At 39.0% G+C, this 15,296-nt stretch carries 13 protein-coding genes and 1 tRNA gene; 6 read left to right on the top strand and 8 right to left on the bottom strand.

What is annotated here, in order from left to right; all coding sequences use genetic code 11:
* Positions 1 to 200: 200 nt before the first annotated feature.
* Positions 201 to 686, top strand: coding sequence for a hypothetical protein (locus NSTC745_RS28305; protein ID WP_445633959.1), 486 nt, complete (start codon positions 201 to 203; stop codon positions 684 to 686).
* Positions 687 to 1,143: 457 nt separating this feature from the next.
* Positions 1,144 to 3,153 (top strand): bluetail domain-containing putative surface protein, encoded by a 2,010-nt coding sequence (locus tag NSTC745_RS28300; RefSeq protein ID WP_445633958.1) that lies wholly within the window; start codon positions 1,144 to 1,146, stop codon positions 3,151 to 3,153.
* A 71-nt stretch (positions 3,154 to 3,224) separates the two neighbouring features.
* On the opposite strand, the gene NSTC745_RS28295 is transcribed toward NSTC745_RS28300, so the two are convergent.
* Entirely contained in the window at positions 3,225 to 3,965 is a 741-nt protein-coding gene (locus tag NSTC745_RS28295; RefSeq protein ID WP_445633957.1) for a cobalt-precorrin-6A reductase, read from the bottom strand.
* Complete coding sequence (locus tag NSTC745_RS28290) at positions 3,962 to 4,375, bottom strand: DUF1636 domain-containing protein (protein WP_445638708.1); 414 nt, start codon at positions 4,373 to 4,375, stop codon at positions 3,962 to 3,964. The genes NSTC745_RS28295 and NSTC745_RS28290 overlap by 4 nt, the downstream gene beginning before the upstream one ends.
* Positions 4,376 to 4,657: 282 nt before the next feature.
* On the opposite strand from NSTC745_RS28290, the gene NSTC745_RS28285 reads away from it, so the two are divergent.
* Positions 4,658 to 4,731 (top strand) — tRNA-Val (locus tag NSTC745_RS28285).
* A gap of 163 nt (positions 4,732 to 4,894) precedes the next feature.
* Here NSTC745_RS28285 and NSTC745_RS28280 read toward each other — a convergent pair.
* The 3 genes from NSTC745_RS28280 to NSTC745_RS28270 are packed head-to-tail and all read right to left on the bottom strand — an operon-like array spanning position 4,895 to position 10,132.
* Positions 4,895 to 6,292, bottom strand: a complete 1,398-nt coding sequence (locus NSTC745_RS28280) for a TniQ family protein (RefSeq protein WP_445633956.1) — start codon at positions 6,290 to 6,292, stop codon at positions 4,895 to 4,897.
* Complete coding sequence (locus NSTC745_RS28275; protein ID WP_445633955.1) at positions 6,282 to 7,433, bottom strand: AAA family ATPase; 1,152 nt, start codon at positions 7,431 to 7,433, stop codon at positions 6,282 to 6,284. Before NSTC745_RS28275 ends, NSTC745_RS28280 begins: the two co-directional genes overlap by 11 nt.
* Positions 7,430 to 10,132 carry a TnsA endonuclease N-terminal domain-containing protein gene (locus tag NSTC745_RS28270; RefSeq protein ID WP_445633954.1) on the bottom strand — a complete coding sequence of 901 codons (2,703 nt, stop codon included), beginning with the start codon at positions 10,130 to 10,132 and terminating at the stop codon, positions 7,430 to 7,432. The genes NSTC745_RS28275 and NSTC745_RS28270 overlap by 4 nt, the downstream gene beginning before the upstream one ends.
* Before the next feature lie 173 nt (positions 10,133 to 10,305).
* Here NSTC745_RS28270 and NSTC745_RS28265 point away from each other — a divergent pair, with 173 nt between their 5' ends.
* Together NSTC745_RS28265 and NSTC745_RS28260 are read left to right on the top strand one after the other, a co-directional pair.
* Positions 10,306 to 10,566 carry a helix-turn-helix domain-containing protein gene (locus NSTC745_RS28265; RefSeq protein ID WP_445633953.1) on the top strand — a complete coding sequence of 87 codons (261 nt, stop codon included), beginning with the start codon at positions 10,306 to 10,308 and terminating at the stop codon, positions 10,564 to 10,566.
* Positions 10,567 to 10,616: 50 nt separating this feature from the next.
* Entirely contained in the window at positions 10,617 to 11,606 is a 990-nt protein-coding gene (locus NSTC745_RS28260; RefSeq protein ID WP_445633952.1) for a TniQ family protein, read from the top strand.
* A gap of 285 nt (positions 11,607 to 11,891) precedes the next feature.
* Here NSTC745_RS28260 and NSTC745_RS28255 read toward each other — a convergent pair whose 3' ends face one another.
* Entirely contained in the window at positions 11,892 to 12,083 is a 192-nt protein-coding gene (locus tag NSTC745_RS28255; RefSeq protein WP_445633951.1) for a hypothetical protein, read from the bottom strand.
* A gap of 50 nt (positions 12,084 to 12,133) precedes the next feature.
* Positions 12,134 to 13,513, bottom strand: a complete 1,380-nt coding sequence (locus NSTC745_RS28250) for a hypothetical protein (RefSeq protein WP_445633950.1) — start codon at positions 13,511 to 13,513, stop codon at positions 12,134 to 12,136.
* Positions 13,514 to 13,711: 198 nt separating this feature from the next.
* On the opposite strand from NSTC745_RS28250, the gene NSTC745_RS28245 reads away from it, so the two are divergent.
* The gene (locus NSTC745_RS28245; RefSeq protein WP_445633949.1) at positions 13,712 to 13,936 is read left to right on the top strand and encodes a hypothetical protein; all 225 of its coding nucleotides are present in this window, start codon (positions 13,712 to 13,714) and stop codon (positions 13,934 to 13,936) included.
* Here the strand turns inward: NSTC745_RS28245 and NSTC745_RS28240 are convergent.
* Entirely contained in the window at positions 13,925 to 15,271 is a 1,347-nt protein-coding gene (locus NSTC745_RS28240) for a hypothetical protein (RefSeq protein WP_445633948.1), read from the bottom strand. The two genes, NSTC745_RS28245 and NSTC745_RS28240, sit on opposite strands and share 12 nt — an antisense overlap.
* Positions 15,272 to 15,296 lie beyond the last annotated feature (25 nt).

Raw genomic sequence — 15,296 nt, 5'->3', positions numbered from 1 at the left:
CCTACATCGACGGCTTGCGGCGATGTAGGCTGATTTCAAGCCTATTGGGCTACCCTTTACTATGGGCGATCGCAGATTTTACCCTCATATCATTGAATCTTCAATCCAAAATTTAAAATGTAAAATTTAGTCTGATTTTTCTCCCCTAGTTTTCCCCGATTGTTTCCTAATCTACAAGATATCGAACTGAGATTATTATTATGATTCACCATATTTCCATTGCTGTTAGAAATCCCAACCATGTTGCCCAAGTTCTTGCAGAAATTTTAAAAGCACAAGCTGTACCTTTTCCTCCTAACCCAGGCAGTTATATGGTTATACCTTTCGATGAACACGGTACAGCCATTGAACTTTATCCTTTAGGTTCTCAAATAGAGCCTGGTGAAGGTGACGAGGAATGTGCATTTGTGCATACTGCTATTAGTTCGAGGTTTACAGATATTCATGCAGCTATTTCTGTATCCAGTACCCAGGAAGAAATCGAACAAATTGGTGCCCGTGAAGGCTGGCGCGTAGTACGCTGTAACCGTGATTCTTTCTTCGATGTAATTGAGTTCTGGGTAGAAAACAGATTAATGATTGAATTTCTCACCCCAGAAATGGCGTCTGTGTATTTGAAATTTGCCGCTGATAAAGAAAATCTGAAATATTTTTTAGCAGAACCAGCATTAGCAACAGTTGGATAATATCTATAGCAATTTGATTTTATTTATATCCCCGCTTATTTGAAAAGGCGGGGATATTTTTATGTATTGAAATTTGCCCAAATTTAGTATTTTGAATTATTTCCTCTAGTTTTCCCCTTTTTTTGTCTAATCTGAAAATATCAACGAACTCGCATATAAGTAAGTGGACATAATTATTTAGAAGGTGCATTTCGACTGCGCTCAATGCTCGAACCTTGAGAAAATGAGGGTTGAGTTTCGACTTCGCGGAAGTTGAGCGTAGTCGAAACTCAACTTCCGCGTAGTCGAAACCCGGCAACCTCAAGTTAGGTTTAATTTAGTCCTTCTACTTAGATGTCAATTAACTAAATTTAGTTGTTGTTGATGACTCTAAATTGCTCATAACTTGAATTAAATTTGTATCTATTCAACCACAGTCCAACCAGAAAAAATTTATTTTATTGCAGGAAAATAATTTATGCCTAATAATTTAGGTTTTATTGACAAAGAAAATAATAATATTGCAGAATTAGCAGTTAACTTAGGTTCATTAAAAGGAACTAACACAGGTGCAGGTGTTTTAACTAATCTGACATCAAATGCATCTACAAATGATATCGATTGGTATACTTTTAAACTAGATTCCACAGCACCTCTGAACAGTTATATTGAACTGTCTTCGCCGGATGTTGTCAATATTAAAGCTACTTATAATGTCGTTTTATTCAAGTATAATCCTGCAACAGATAGTTATGATGACGTAACTAGTTACCAATTACCTAATTATCCCTATACTGAAAGAATTGACCTCACTTCTCTTCCTATAGGTACTTATTATTTTGCTGTTGTTGGTGCTGCATATTATGGCAGTACTGCTACTGGGTTATACAATCTAAGAATTTCAATTCCTTCACCTTCTTTGCCAGGTACGGTAATTAATGGCACTGATATTAGTGAAAAATTGACTGGAGGAAATGAAGAAAATACTATTAATGGTAAAGCTGGTAACGACACTTTAATTGGCGGTGCGGGCGATGATACTCTAAACGGTGGAGATGGTAATGATATCCTCACCGGCGGCACTGACAGCGATTTGCTCAATGGTGGAGCTGGCACTGACAAAGTAGTAGAATCGGGCGATTTAGCTAAATTTACTCTCACCAACGATCGCCTAATTGCCAATGGTGTTGATGTACTCATTAGCGTTGAACAAGCTGTATTGACTGGTGGTAGTAGCTGGAATACTTTAGACGCATCTGGATTTACTTTAGGTTCAGTTACACTAGATGGTGGCGCTAGTGACGATTCATTATTTGGTGGTAGTAAAAGCGATCGCCTGATTGGTGGTGATGGATATGATTACCTTGATGGCAAAGCTGGCCTAGACACTCTCATCGGCGGTGCTGGCGGAGATACATACGTTGTAGATAACGTTGGAGATGTAATTTCCGAAACTGCTACCTATGGCTATGACACAATTCTCTCTTCTGTTACTTATACTTTAGGGGCGAATCTAGAAGAATTAACCCTTACAGGAACTGCTGCCATTAACGGTACAGGCAACAGCTTAGATAATAGAATCACGGGTAATACTGGTAATAACGCTCTCAACGGTGGAGTAGGAGACGACACTCTTGATGGTAAAGGAGGTGTTGATACCTTAATCGGTGGCTCAGGCAATGATACTTACATAGTTGATAATACCCTAGATGTAATTATCGAAACATCAACTACAGATATCGATCGAGTCGAAGCTTCTGCTACATATACCCTAGCAGCCAATCTGGAAAATTTAACCCTCGTTGGCAATGGCGGCAATATCAACGGTACAGGAAATAGCCTTGATAATCAAATTAGCGGTGATAGCGCCAACAATATACTCAGTGGACTAGCAGGTGGTGACCTTATTTATGGTCAAAATGGCAACGACACCCTCAACGGTGGAGATGGAAATGATTACCTCTATGCCGGAGCAGGTGATGATGTCATCAACGGAGGAAATGGTGATGATTATCTTGATAGTATCACTGGCAAAGATATCTTTAATGGTGGCGCTGGAAAAGACTATTTCGCAGATGATATAGACAACAATAATATTTACGTTTTCCAGTTTGGACAATCTTCAGCTTCGGCAGCCGATGTCATAGGTGGCTATTCAATTGGCAGCGATAAAATCGATTTACTCGCGGCAAATGGCACAGCTTTAGGAAAACCAGTCAGCTTAACTCGTGCAGCAGATAATAACTATTATGGAACCGAGTTAGATTTAGTTAAACAGGTATTTATTGATGCTAATGGAAAATTGGCAGGCAACCAAGCTCTCGGTATTAATAGTGCTGCTATTGTCTACAATGGTTTGGATTTATTTTTGGTTGTCAACGATGGTGTAGCAGGATTTCAAGCAAGTAGTGATTTGTCAATTAGATTAGAAATCTACGGTACATTACCTGATTTTGGCTCTGTACCAGTTGATACATTTTTTGTTTAATTAAAAACAATCAAGAGTTTGAGATTTCGGTTCCTGTTAGTTGTTGAGGATTGACGGTTGACAGTTAACTGTCAGCCGTTTTCAAGTACCCACGCCAATGCATCATCAATATTGGTAACGTAATTTGCTGGTGGTATGGCTGGACGATTCACCATTACAACTTTCACATCGAGTTCTCGCGCCGCAATGATTTTGGCGTAGGTTGCATCACCACCGCTATTTTTACTGACTATGGTATCGATGTTGTGGTGAATTAGGATTTCGCTTTCATTATTGAGGGTAAAGGGGCCGCGATCGCACAATAACATCCCCGGTGGTACTAAAGCATCAGCAGCAGGAGGATCGATGGTTCGCATTAAAAACCAAATATCTTTGAGGTGAGCAAAGGCGGCGAGTTCTTGCCTACCAACTGTTAAAAACACGCGCTGTGCTTGGTTTTGCAAGGCTGTTGCTGCGGCTGCAACGCTGTCAACTTCAATCCAGCGATCGCCACTTACCTTTTGCCAAGGCGGACGAATTAACATTAAATGGGGTATTCCAACTTTGGTTGCAGCATCTACAGCATTCCAAGAAATCTGCGAAGCAAAAGGATGGGTTGCATCAATTAACAAGTCGATTTGTATGACTTCTAGATAATTAGCCAATCCAGCTACACCACCGAAGCCTCCAACGCGCAAATCACCCAAAGGAACTGATGGTTCCCGCGTGCGGCCGGCTAGAGATGTGATTGCTTCTACCCCTTGGATAGTTGCGAGCCTAGCAGCTAGTTGTGCTGCATCTCCCGTCCCACCCAGAATTAAAATCCGAATCATAAAGGTGGAATTTTGGCCAAAATGCCATTTTTCAGTGCTTTTGGACGCTCTGACCAAGGCAGTAAACCATCTGGTTTGGCATAGTATTGACTAGCACACTCTAATACCGCAGATGCACTCTCATCAACGGTTAGATCGCCGAATAAATACGTTAATTTGCCTTTGGCAGCAAAGGCAACTACACAAGAACGATTACAAGCACTCATGCATTCAACCTCTTGAATTGGGAATCGATCTCGCAAGTCCCAATCTTGTGCTAAGTGCTGAAGTTGCTTTAGTAGTTGTTCGCCGCCACTTCCTGGTAAACGTTTTCCATCTTGCCAAACGCTGGCACAGGTTTTGCAAACAAATAAAGTGTGGTCGGGAACACCCAAACAATCACTTGTAGAAATATTTGCAGTCGCACTCATCTGTACCTCGCTTAAATGTGAACTGATAAATCTACTTCGGTAGGCATCCTGACTCACTGAATTTGGAACCAAGCGATCGCTTAGGCAAGCTAATCTCAAATCAGTTCGCAGTTGCTCCCAAGTAGCGGATTTACACCGAACTTTAAGAGTTACGTCTGGTACACCAGAACCGGATAACCTTAATAATCGTAACACTAGGGTCGAATCATACTTAAATCATCTAGATTGTTTATCTTGCTTTTTAACAAATGTATGTGTTAATATTGATAATCGTGTGGTTAAGGACGTATAGCTCAGTTGGTTAGAGCGCTACGTTGACATCGTAGAGGTCACTGGTTCGAATCCAGTTACGTCCATTTAAGATAATGTCCTTACCAGTACTTGCTATTGTGACTTTACCCATAACTTTGCCGTGATGGCAAGCTTATGGTTCCACTAGAGGGCGGCAAAGTTATGCTTCCAATTTTCCATCTGTAGAGAAAGAAGCTAATTAAGTCTACCCTTTTAATTTTAATAGCTTTACACTCGAATTTCACGTCGTGTTTCATTTAAAGCAGCACGAACTTGTTTGTAACGGAGATATCCAGGATGAGTCATTATTTCGGACACACGAGCTTCTGAAGGGTATTCTCCTTGATTATGCAACTTAAGTACAATCTGCTTAACTTCTCTGCAAGACTGCTGTATCTTTTCTGTGTGACATGCTTTACCATAACTACGGTATTTGGCAGAAATAGCACGGCATAAATCTGGAAAGTGCCTGAAAATTGTCCGCCTATTACATCCTAGACTTGTAGCTACTTCTTCCATTGTCAGTGGTGGCTTATTGTCGCTTGCAAGGATTGTTAGCAAAGCCTCTTGTACTTGATTAGCATCGAAAAGTTTTGGAGATGCTCTTCGTGTGGGCGATCGCCGAATAGTTTTGTGTGAGATTTTCGTAAAAGATTTAGCAGCAAGTTGTTCTGGTTTTAGTAAATCAAGCAGAGATATTTCTAAGCGATAACAAATTTTGAGAAGCATATCAAGCACTGGTAAAGCTTTACCCGTTTGCCACATCCATAAAGTATTTTTTGGGATTCCTATCAAACTGGCAAACTCTGCTATATTTCCATCAGTGACTATATCTATGACTAGACTCAAAGATTTGGTAATTTCTTCTTTTACTGGTGGAGAGTTAAAAAATAGGGTGGAAGAAATTAATTCACCAATAACCTCTACTATCCAAGTTTGCGAATGTAATTCTTCTTCAGATAAAGTTGAGCAATTTATAAGTTCTGAGGAGGACTTGACAGGAAGATTCATACCTAGCCAACCACCACACTTGGAACAGTAACCAGGTCGCGATCGCCAACTTAGTAGTGGTAATTTCTGCTGACAGTGATGACATTGCAAACACAGATATCTTTTGTGTAAAGGACATACTTGAACTGAATTTATAGTCCAAATTAATGGTTTATAAATTACTTGCTTAGTCAAACGCCATTCTTCATAACAGACAGCACACCAAGCACTTTGGCTACGAAACAAATTTCGCGTGGGGATAACTTCAGCCCAAAATAGCATGGTCAGTAAGTCCAAATCTTTTAGAAGCGTTAAGTTTTTAAGTGCTTGTACTAAATCTATTGCTATATTTCCTGTACCATTTATAGCTGTGGCACGGTCGAAAAGAGAACGTAAATCTCTACTAGTTCGAGATTTTAAAAATATTTGTTTTAGTAGTGGTGTGATTGTTCGTGAAATTAATACATCTGGAGATACACAATGAGCCTCCGCTAATCTTTCTATATATCCTGTAAGGCTTTCCACCATTGGTGTTCTAATACCAACAGGCTGTAATTGATACAACCGACTACGAGATGGAATAGAAAGCTTTTTCAAATCCCAAGATTCGTATGTTTCTAATGCACTAGCTAACATCTTGCTGCACTCCAATGGGATCTCTTGTAGGTTTGCGTTCGGCAACGTTTTTTTGCAGACAAGTATTTTTTGGCGTTTCTTCTGGTAGCGCGATTGGTGTTTTTTCCAACTTTAAAAGCTGGCGTAAGCTTTGTACATCTTCTTTAGTTTCAGATAATTCTTTTTCACCTTCTTCAATTTCTTGAAACATCCTCTTGCATTGAGCAACTGACCAAGCGCGTTTTTGTAAATCTTTGAGAGTGATTGTTGTTGCTTCTCTATCCAGAGCATCTTTAAGAGCGCGTGTTAACCAATTTTTTAGTATGCCAACACATCCTAAAGTACGTTCGTAAAAATATTCCAAATTACTAACTAAATCTGGAGTTTTTGCAACTGGCATCTTCTGCTGGAAAGTTAATAAGACTTTTTTAAAAGCTTTTAGATCCTCTGGATTGTCAGCACAATAACGACGGAAATGAATATCAACACTACGGCGTGAGAGTTGACCGCTTAAATTACGGAATGTAAGTAGTTCGTATGTTCCTAATAGACAGTGCAAAATTCCTGTCATATTTGCTAGAGATTTGAGGCAGTCTAATTGATCTTGTAACTTGTATCCGCTTGCCATCTTGCCAAAATGTTGTGCTTCATCTACAAAAAATACGTCTGGATGACGATGGATGAGAGCATTTTCTAAAGCTCTGCGTAGAGCAGGTGCAACTACTTTTGACTCAACATTAATTTTTCCAAAATTATCGCGAGAGATACCACGCACACCATAATCAAACTTGTGATCAATTAAGGGTTCTTCTAAGGCGATTAGGGCGCGTGTGTAGTAATCTTTCCAGTTGAAGTTTCTCGATTCTGGGGCTACAGCTTCAACACCAACAACAGGAACACGACCGCGATCGCTTTCCAGTTTAGGTAATGCTAATTCTGTTAATTTCTGCTCAACACGCAGTCGTAAAGTTGTTTTACCAACACCACTGGGGCCATAAACAAAGATAAATGAGGCTCCTGCGGGTTCGGCAATTGTTCGCATAAGAATTTCAGCGATTTCTTGAAGTCGAGGATGTCCTACGGTGTAATTCTCAAAGTATGCCAGCCTTTCTGGAGCAGGCCGTGTGAGGAGTTCAAGCGGAAATTTAGTAGTTTGTGTCATAATGAAAACTCCTCATAAATTTCAAGTGTTTCTGGGACGACCGCTTCATTTTCATCCGCTTGAGAATCGGTATTGTCAAAAGGAACTTGAATAACCTTTGGTTGTTCGTCGTGGATTGTCGTAAGTTTTCCGCCTTCAATTATCCTAAAGACTTCTCTCGCTTCTACATCATAGGAACGCTGTTTTAGTAGAGCTTCTTGTGCCTCTACCGATGTTAAAAATTGTGCTAGATTCTTAGCTGAAACTTGAGATTGTCGCCCATGATTTGAGGAACGTTTGCGTAACTCGATACTAGCTAACTTCAGTTCTTTTTCTGAGCGACCTTGGAGTTCTGCATAATATTGAGAGATACACTGTACCCACTGCCCTCGAACAAAAGCGTAAGCGATACCAATATTAAACGGGTCATATCTGATTGGAACAGAAGTATTTTCAATTTGTGGATCGCGAAAACTATTAGACCAGTAGTAGATTGAGTTAATTTTTACGCCGCGTCCAATTTGAACTTTTGCTTTTCCCTCTGAGGTTGTAGGTAAGGTAAGAATCTGAAAGTTTTGATCGTAAGGAATCATACGGTGAACCCGACTGCCACTAATCGCCATACCCGCAGCAAACGCATCCCTCGGACTTTGGAAAAGTGCGGGATGTTCGTCTATATCGTAAACTTCGTAAGCCCAAGCACAAAGATTTTCATAAAGTAAGGCAAGTGTCCATACAGCTTGATTTTTTGGGTTAACTGATTTGGTGACTTGGCGGACGTTACGAGTTATTTGTGTATTACCAAGTAAGCTATGGACAAATTGAGTATTGGAAGTTCCAAATAGGCGTTCACAAACCGAACCAAAACGAGCTTTGGCTGGAGGTCTTTGCTTTTTCGTACATTCAAAAGTAGCTAGTAGTGTTTCAAAATAAACGCTGTGAAACTCAGCACCGTTATCTACCATTACTATTTGGGGAAGCCTACCGTGACGCTTGACACAAATTCTTAGCACCATTAAGCAAGAACGATATGAGGGTGAGTCAAAAGTTATGTAAACTGCCAGCAATCGTCGAGAGTAAGCGTCTACAAGAAATGTTGCCCAAGGTCTGTCAAGATCGCGACCTGTACGAGAGCAAACTATATTTACATCTAACTGAGTATGATCTATATGTCCAATTTCAAAAGGGCGATCGCCGTGTCTTGGGGTAGTTTGGGTAAGCTCCCAATAGAAGGATTCATACTGGTAAGCGGCACGACGACCTTGGCGTTTTTTAGTCTGTTCGTAACCAGGACGGCGTTTTACTTCTTTGGTAAAAGCCTTATAGCTCGGAGCAATTACACTAGATTGTTCGCAAGCTAGAACTAAAGCCCCATAAACCTCCCACATTCTTTTTTGTTTCAGAGTTTCGTAGTCTTCTAAAATAAATTTCTCCATAATTGCTAAGGTGTCTTCGGGCAACTTGCGCTGACGATTACCTTTGACACTGCGATGGGACAAAAGCCCAATGTAGCCGCAACCGTATTTTTGAAGTGCAGTTAAATATTTAGCTTTCCAGTCACGAATGGTACGGGCTGGTACTGTTTCGTTTTCTGGGGGATTTCCGTTTAAGTAAGGTTCGATAGCTTTGTAGCGTTCAAGGGCTTCTCCTTGGTCTTCAGGGCTAGCTTGATAAAATCGCTGCCAAGATTCTGTGCTAATAGCTGTTTTTTCTGGTGTTTGGAGACTTGTGATCTTTCCTTGGCGAACCAGATTCTCAAATACGGCTTTTTTGAGTTCAATTAACTGATTATTTTCTCCACTGAGTATTACCTCTGTTTCTCCAACATGGATGATATTTAAACCTTTGCCGTCCCAACTAACAGGCGTTCCAGTGGCAATATTGATTACAGGAGAGATAGCCGGAAGATTTACACTTGGTTGCTCCACCATTAATCTATAAGCACTAGCAGTTTGTTCGTCACGGAAGACGAGACATCTTTCTGGTTCAGCAAGTGGTGCAGCATTTAAATCAAAATAGATTTGCTCTTGAGCAATTAAGATGTAGATATCGTCAGATTTAGCTTTTGTTGACTGATTGAGTAATTCTGCTACAGTGATTCCTGGTTGAGATGATACAACTGCAAGTAATGATTGAGCGATCGCTTCTTCCACTGCTAGGGATTCGGCTCGGTAATAATCTTCTAAAAATTGTAGATTACGTTGCACAACCCAGTTTATTTCTCTATCTGAACGAATGCGGTAATAAAGCGCAAACTGGTTAGCATAGACTTCTCCTGGTGGACAATGCCATTGGTTATCTTCTTGAGAGTAAAAGTAACGATTGGGGTTTTTCTCTGCTAATTTTTTCAACTCCTGCTCAGTTTTACACTCTTCCCAACCAGCCGAATTGGTTCGGATGACAAAGAAATCTGGGGTGTGTAAAACGCCTAATCTACGTCCGTTACTTGCTTGATAGTCAAGTTTAATTTGCGGTGGTTGATCGTAGAATTCTAGAACATCTTCATCGTGTTCTAACTGATAGATAATTGGCAGTTCAACCCGATGAGACTCAAATTGAATAGTGACTCCCATCTTGCGACTAGGGTAGCGTCCCGAAACATTCTTGCTACCGCCACCAACGCGACGGGATGGCTCAGATGAGCGAACTTTCTCAATAATTTTCTGCCCTGCCTCGGATATTTGAAGGCGAGCAACCCATTGTTCAAATTGCTCTTTCATATAGTCCTTAGTAAGCATTTTGCGCTTGATTTTATGAGTCTATGAAAATAAGACCATAAAGTTAGGAACTTGCTTGTCCGCTGCTATATTACTTAACATTATAACACTTATAGTGTGCAAAAATCCACTGATAGTAGATAGATTTAACGGCGATACTGGTTCAGTATTGTTTTGTGACGCAAAAACACCCCAGTATTGAGTACCGCTTTGGCAAAGCGATTAGGCGGCGAAGGCGAGAGCTAGATTTATCCCAAGAAGAACTGGCTGAAAAGTCAGGGCTTCATCGCAACTACATCTCAGGAATCGAAAACGGAGAGCGTAACCCTTCGTTAAAAAATATTGTTAAGTTAGCGGCAGCTTTGGAGATATCTGTCTCCGATCTCTTTGTTAATTACGGCATCGAGGTTAAGAGTGAATCGGAAACTAATTCCTGAAATTTGGCTTTTAAAACTAAAGTACCAGCGTTTAGGTTAATCCAAGAGGGATGAATATTTACTCAGAACATTGGAACCTAAAACCTTTAGAAATCCCACAACGGAGTCGGTTATTTTCTCTTAAACCTGTGGCGGTGGGAACTCCGTATACAGAAAGTCTTAGTAGCTATCTCCATCGCTTAGCGCAGGCACATTGTTTAACCTCTCAAAAGCTCGTTATGGGAGAAATTGCGCCACTTATCCTCAAAGATGAGGATAAATCTGAGCTATTGGCAAAAAATTTGAGTCACCTATTGGGAAATAGCGATGCTAAACCGAGTATCAACGGAATGCGAGAAATGACAGCAAAGTTAGTCACTGTCTTAGAAGAGTTAACAATGCGTCAGGATTTACGGTTTTTGACTCTTTTAAGATGGAAAGGAATGATTTATGACAAGGGGTTATTTCGGAAATACCGCGCTTGGTGTCCTTGTTGTTGGGAAGAGTGGATGCAGGAGAACAAAACTATGTATGAACCATTATTATGGTCATTTAAGGATGTAGAATTTTGTTTGATTCACAAACAGCGATTAATAGAAGAATGTCCTCATTGTGGTTCGCGTTTACCTGTGATGGCTAGGCTTTCACCTGGGGGATTTTGTTCTCGTTGTTACGGGTGGTTAGGACAGGAAATTAAAGGCGAAGAGGAAATAGAGAAATATCGATTTAATATTCAAGGAATTAGCGAATTAATTGCACTTACTCCCCAATTAGGATATAAACCCATCCCAATCGAGTTAACCCGAAAATTACAATTGATTTTGTTAGTGTTTGAGCAAGCAATTGGCAAGGATGTGAAGTTATTGGGAAATTTAGGGGGAATCATAGAATCGTTGAGAATAGCCTCAAGAACAAATCAAAATCAACCTTATCATTTGGTGAAGTTGATTATTCCTGTGTGTGAGAAGGCAAAGATTAGTGTATCCCAGTTGTTTGGGTCAGATTTTAAGGAATTGAGCCAGATATTGTTCGGGAATTTTAGTCTGGAATTAAAGTTGTAGAATTTCGGTATCAATTAGGATTTATGGTTAAAGTAGTTTGGCAGGGGAAAGACGATTGCTTTCCTAGATTGGGTTCAGTTTGTGATTCTTTTTTGCTAAGTGGTATTAAATAGCCACGAAACAGGGGATTGTTGTCAGGAGTAGAAAGTATGATGATGGAATATTCTAGTTTAGAACACAAAGGGAGCATGGATACAGAGTTTATTTTACAGCCATTCAAAAAATAAATACCTTCGTACTGAAAACAAGTAAGAAGGTATCTAGAATCCAATTTATTTAAGTAGCTTAACGATTTGTTGACATTTCAGTGCGTACATTTCTGGCGATTTCTTTTACTAGATATTCAGCTAAAGCTGCTGGGTTTTTAGAAAGTTCTTCGTATTTTTGCTTCATCAAAGTATCTTTTGGTATATACTTTCTTTTCCAATCCTCAGCAGTAATACGCTTTCTAGTATCCTCCTTATCTTTAAGTGCCATAGCTTAAGAACCTCCACAAAAATTAAAACAAATGGCTTATACTTTATAAACTACACGCGATCAGAATTTAATTCACTATTTTTATTGAAATTGTTGCGATTAATTATAAAATCCGGGTTATATTTTTGGTCAAAATAATGCTTTCGTTTAATCCAAACAAAACCATCTCCTTTTGAGATGACAGCAACGTCTACAGGGCCACCTACTGTTTCTAACTCTATGGAAACTCTTCTCTTTAAAGAAGTTATATTAACAAGAGCCTCAGCCATTTCTGCAAGTTCAGACTTAGAAAGGTGCTGAACCATACTGGTAATTGGTACATAGTGTTCACTAATTTGATAGTTTAGCATTTCTTTTCTATACTTGTCAAGTATATTAAACCTTTGATGAACGTCATCAATAGTTTCCTTCAAAGCTATCTTCAAGTTTTCTATTGTTGTTTCATCTAATCCATCAACTAAATCTATTTCATCTAAAACTGTTTGTTCAATAGTTTTTGAGTATTCATTAAAACTGTCTTCTACAAACTTATTAGCAAATTCTTCCAAATCTGGATCTATACCAAAAGCAAATGTGTTCACCATATCTGATTGAGCAAAAGCGAAAACTCTAGCCCCTTCATTTTTTACTTTTTGTTGCTCATATATGTCACATTCTCGATATTTTAACTTATTACAAATTACACATTCAGCTTCAAAAGAAAACATAGAAGGAAACACATCTTGCTCACCTAATCCAGCTATAACTATTCCAGAAGGATTATCAAAGATGTTTTTACAGAAGAAAAAGGTAATTATTTCAATTAATTTTGCTTTAGATATTTCACTTATATTTAGTTGATCAAATACTTTTTCTTGTATCTTTAAAATACAATCTTTGTAATGTTTATTAAATATTTGCCTGAACTCTTCTATACCCTCTGCAAAAGGGAGAATTTCTTGTTTTTCCCATTCTTTGTAAAAACGGTTTACTAATTCGTCAGAAATTGCAAGATTAATTTGCTCAACGTCTTCTTCTAATAATCCTTGTTCACTTTCTTCAATTTTTTTTATTACCTCTCTTTGAATTCCTTCTCTAATCAATTCAAAAATTTCGTTAGTCACTTTTTGCACATATTCTAATTGGTCATCTGGGGTAAAAAAATCTGCTAAAAAAGCTATAAAATCATTATAATATTCATTTAAATTTTTAAAATATTTGTTATTTAACTTCTCTCTATAGATTTTTATAATTATTTCTAAAGGAACATTCATGATTTGAGAATTACCATAAACCATGATACCAACAGGATAGTTCTTTGAAAGAGCAAATAATTTATTGGCAGAATTATAAGTTTTAGCCTTACCCAATGCTCTCGAAGATATTGTTGCAGCACTATCGGCAGCAAGAGCAACCGCCATCTTTGTAATAATTAAAACTTCTGCTGTCATTGAAGCTATTCCTAATATATATAATTAAATTTTTTTGTGCAAATATATTATCATAACTACACCAATAAGTAAATTATTTACCATATACTAATGCGGTTGTTGTTGAGACATGGGATCATAAAAGTTACATACCTAATATTCTCTACTTAGGTTATGTAACTCCACTGCACACACTCTTCAACTTTCAGCTGACCTTTTATGTCAGAAGCGAAGGATGTGAAGTTATTGGAAGATTTAGGGGGAATCGTGGAATTGTTGAAGATAGCCTCAACAAAAAATCAAAGTCAACCTTATCATTTGGTGAAGTTGATTATTCCTGTGTGTGAGAAGGCGAAGATTAGTGTATCCCAGTTGTTTGGGTCAGATTTTAAGGAATTGAGCCAGATATTGTTCGGGAATTTTAGTCTGGAATTAAAGTTGTAAATTTTCTGGTTTTAATGGTGATAAAGTAAAGCCTGCTACTGGAATAACACTCAGGGCTTGCTCAATTGATTTCAGTGCTGATTGAATATCTGCACTTAGTGCATCTGCCTCAGCTTTAATAACAGACACACACTTGCCAATTTCTGTCAGAGATTTTTTTATAGTTCTGATTCGTCCCAAAGCAGTGCGAATTTGCTGAATTTGTTGTTCAACACCAATCACATCGAGTTCTGATTCAAAGGTACGCAATTTATTTAACCTTTGCTGAATTACCAAAAACCGGATAGCAATGATTAAAAATGGATGGGTTGTGGCGATCCAATAACCTGATTCAGTAACTCCTTCTGCCCAATCACCGATTTCCTGCGCTAATCCCTCACGAGAATAACTTAAAAAAATTGCCGAATTTGCAGAACGCCGTACCATTGCAGATTGTAAATGTTGAGCGATTGCTTGGCGACCAAAAGGTTTTGACGGTCGGCTTCTGACTTCAATCACTATTGACAGTTCTATTGCCACAAGAGATTTACTTGTTAACTTGACTAGAATATCGCCAGTGTCTCCATCCTGACCAAGATGCTCCACCTCTGCTCCACTTAACTTCGACCAGTGTTGTAATTCAGCAACAACTAATTGTTCATAAGTTATGCCTCTTGCAGTTGTCTGCTCAAGTACTTGTTGTCTTACCTGTTGATCTCGAATTTCCCTAGTCAGTTTTTCCACTTGTTCCGCTAGCGGTTTGACTGACTCAGAAACCACATTTTTCACTGCCGCAGCCAAAGTACCATTTTCCTTAGTAGCATTTATTAATGCTGCTTTAAATGCTCCTTGAATAGAATCAGAACGTTTAGCATCCAAAAGTTGACGTAATGAATTCAGAAAACGGCCAACAACAGAAGTTTCCCTAGCGGGGTCTATTTCCTGTGTCAGCAAGGTGCTAACGTTATTTAGTTTTTCAGTGAGGATGGCTGAAGTCAGATTAATTTGAGTTTGCAGTGGAGCTAATAATTGTCCATTGTCTGTCCCGACTTGATTAATTAATTCCTGCCCAAAAGACTCAGCAATTATTTTGACTGCTTGCTGAAACTCCACTAGTAAAGATTCCATCTGTTGTTTAATTAATTCATTCCCATGACGAGTTTGAGCAGTTTGCAAGCAAAGAAATCCTAGCTCAAAAGCATCCAGGCAAATACCCTCGTATTCTGGCTGGGGAAATTGTTGTAAGTAGCTGATGCCATTTTTGAGAGGGATTGCCAAGCGATAAATTAGGATATGACTTTCGGTTAATTCAATATTCGAGGGCAGGTAATACGAGTCATCAGTGGAGCAGTTCATGAACAGTAAATAGGCTGGTGACGAT

Source organism: Nostoc sp. DSM 114161, from assembly GCF_052692665.1.
Note: the sequence above shows the minus strand (reverse complement) of the source record. Positions and strands in the feature narration are given on the sequence as shown.

Excerpts from the sequence above, each read along its gene's own strand:
- NSTC745_RS28305 (WP_445633959.1), top strand. The coding sequence starts at position 201 with ATGATTCACCATATTTCCATTGCTGTTAGAAATCCCAACCATGTTGCC.
- NSTC745_RS28300 (WP_445633958.1), top strand. The coding sequence starts at position 1,144 with ATGCCTAATAATTTAGGTTTTATTGACAAAGAAAATAATAATATTGCA.
- NSTC745_RS28295 (WP_445633957.1), bottom strand. The coding sequence starts at position 3,965 with ATGATTCGGATTTTAATTCTGGGTGGGACGGGAGATGCAGCACAACTA.
- NSTC745_RS28290 (WP_445638708.1), bottom strand. The coding sequence starts at position 4,375 with ATGAGTGCGACTGCAAATATTTCTACAAGTGATTGTTTGGGTGTTCCC.
- NSTC745_RS28280 (WP_445633956.1), bottom strand. The coding sequence starts at position 6,292 with ATGTTAGCTAGTGCATTAGAAACATACGAATCTTGGGATTTGAAAAAG.
- NSTC745_RS28275 (WP_445633955.1), bottom strand. The coding sequence starts at position 7,433 with ATGACACAAACTACTAAATTTCCGCTTGAACTCCTCACACGGCCTGCT.
- NSTC745_RS28270 (WP_445633954.1), bottom strand. The coding sequence starts at position 10,132 with ATGAAAGAGCAATTTGAACAATGGGTTGCTCGCCTTCAAATATCCGAG.
- NSTC745_RS28260 (WP_445633952.1), top strand. The coding sequence starts at position 10,617 with ATGAATATTTACTCAGAACATTGGAACCTAAAACCTTTAGAAATCCCA.
- NSTC745_RS28255 (WP_445633951.1), bottom strand. The coding sequence starts at position 12,083 with ATGGCACTTAAAGATAAGGAGGATACTAGAAAGCGTATTACTGCTGAG.
- NSTC745_RS28250 (WP_445633950.1), bottom strand. The coding sequence starts at position 13,513 with ATGACAGCAGAAGTTTTAATTATTACAAAGATGGCGGTTGCTCTTGCT.
- NSTC745_RS28245 (WP_445633949.1), top strand. The coding sequence starts at position 13,712 with ATGTCAGAAGCGAAGGATGTGAAGTTATTGGAAGATTTAGGGGGAATC.
- NSTC745_RS28240 (WP_445633948.1), bottom strand. The coding sequence starts at position 15,271 with ATGAACTGCTCCACTGATGACTCGTATTACCTGCCCTCGAATATTGAA.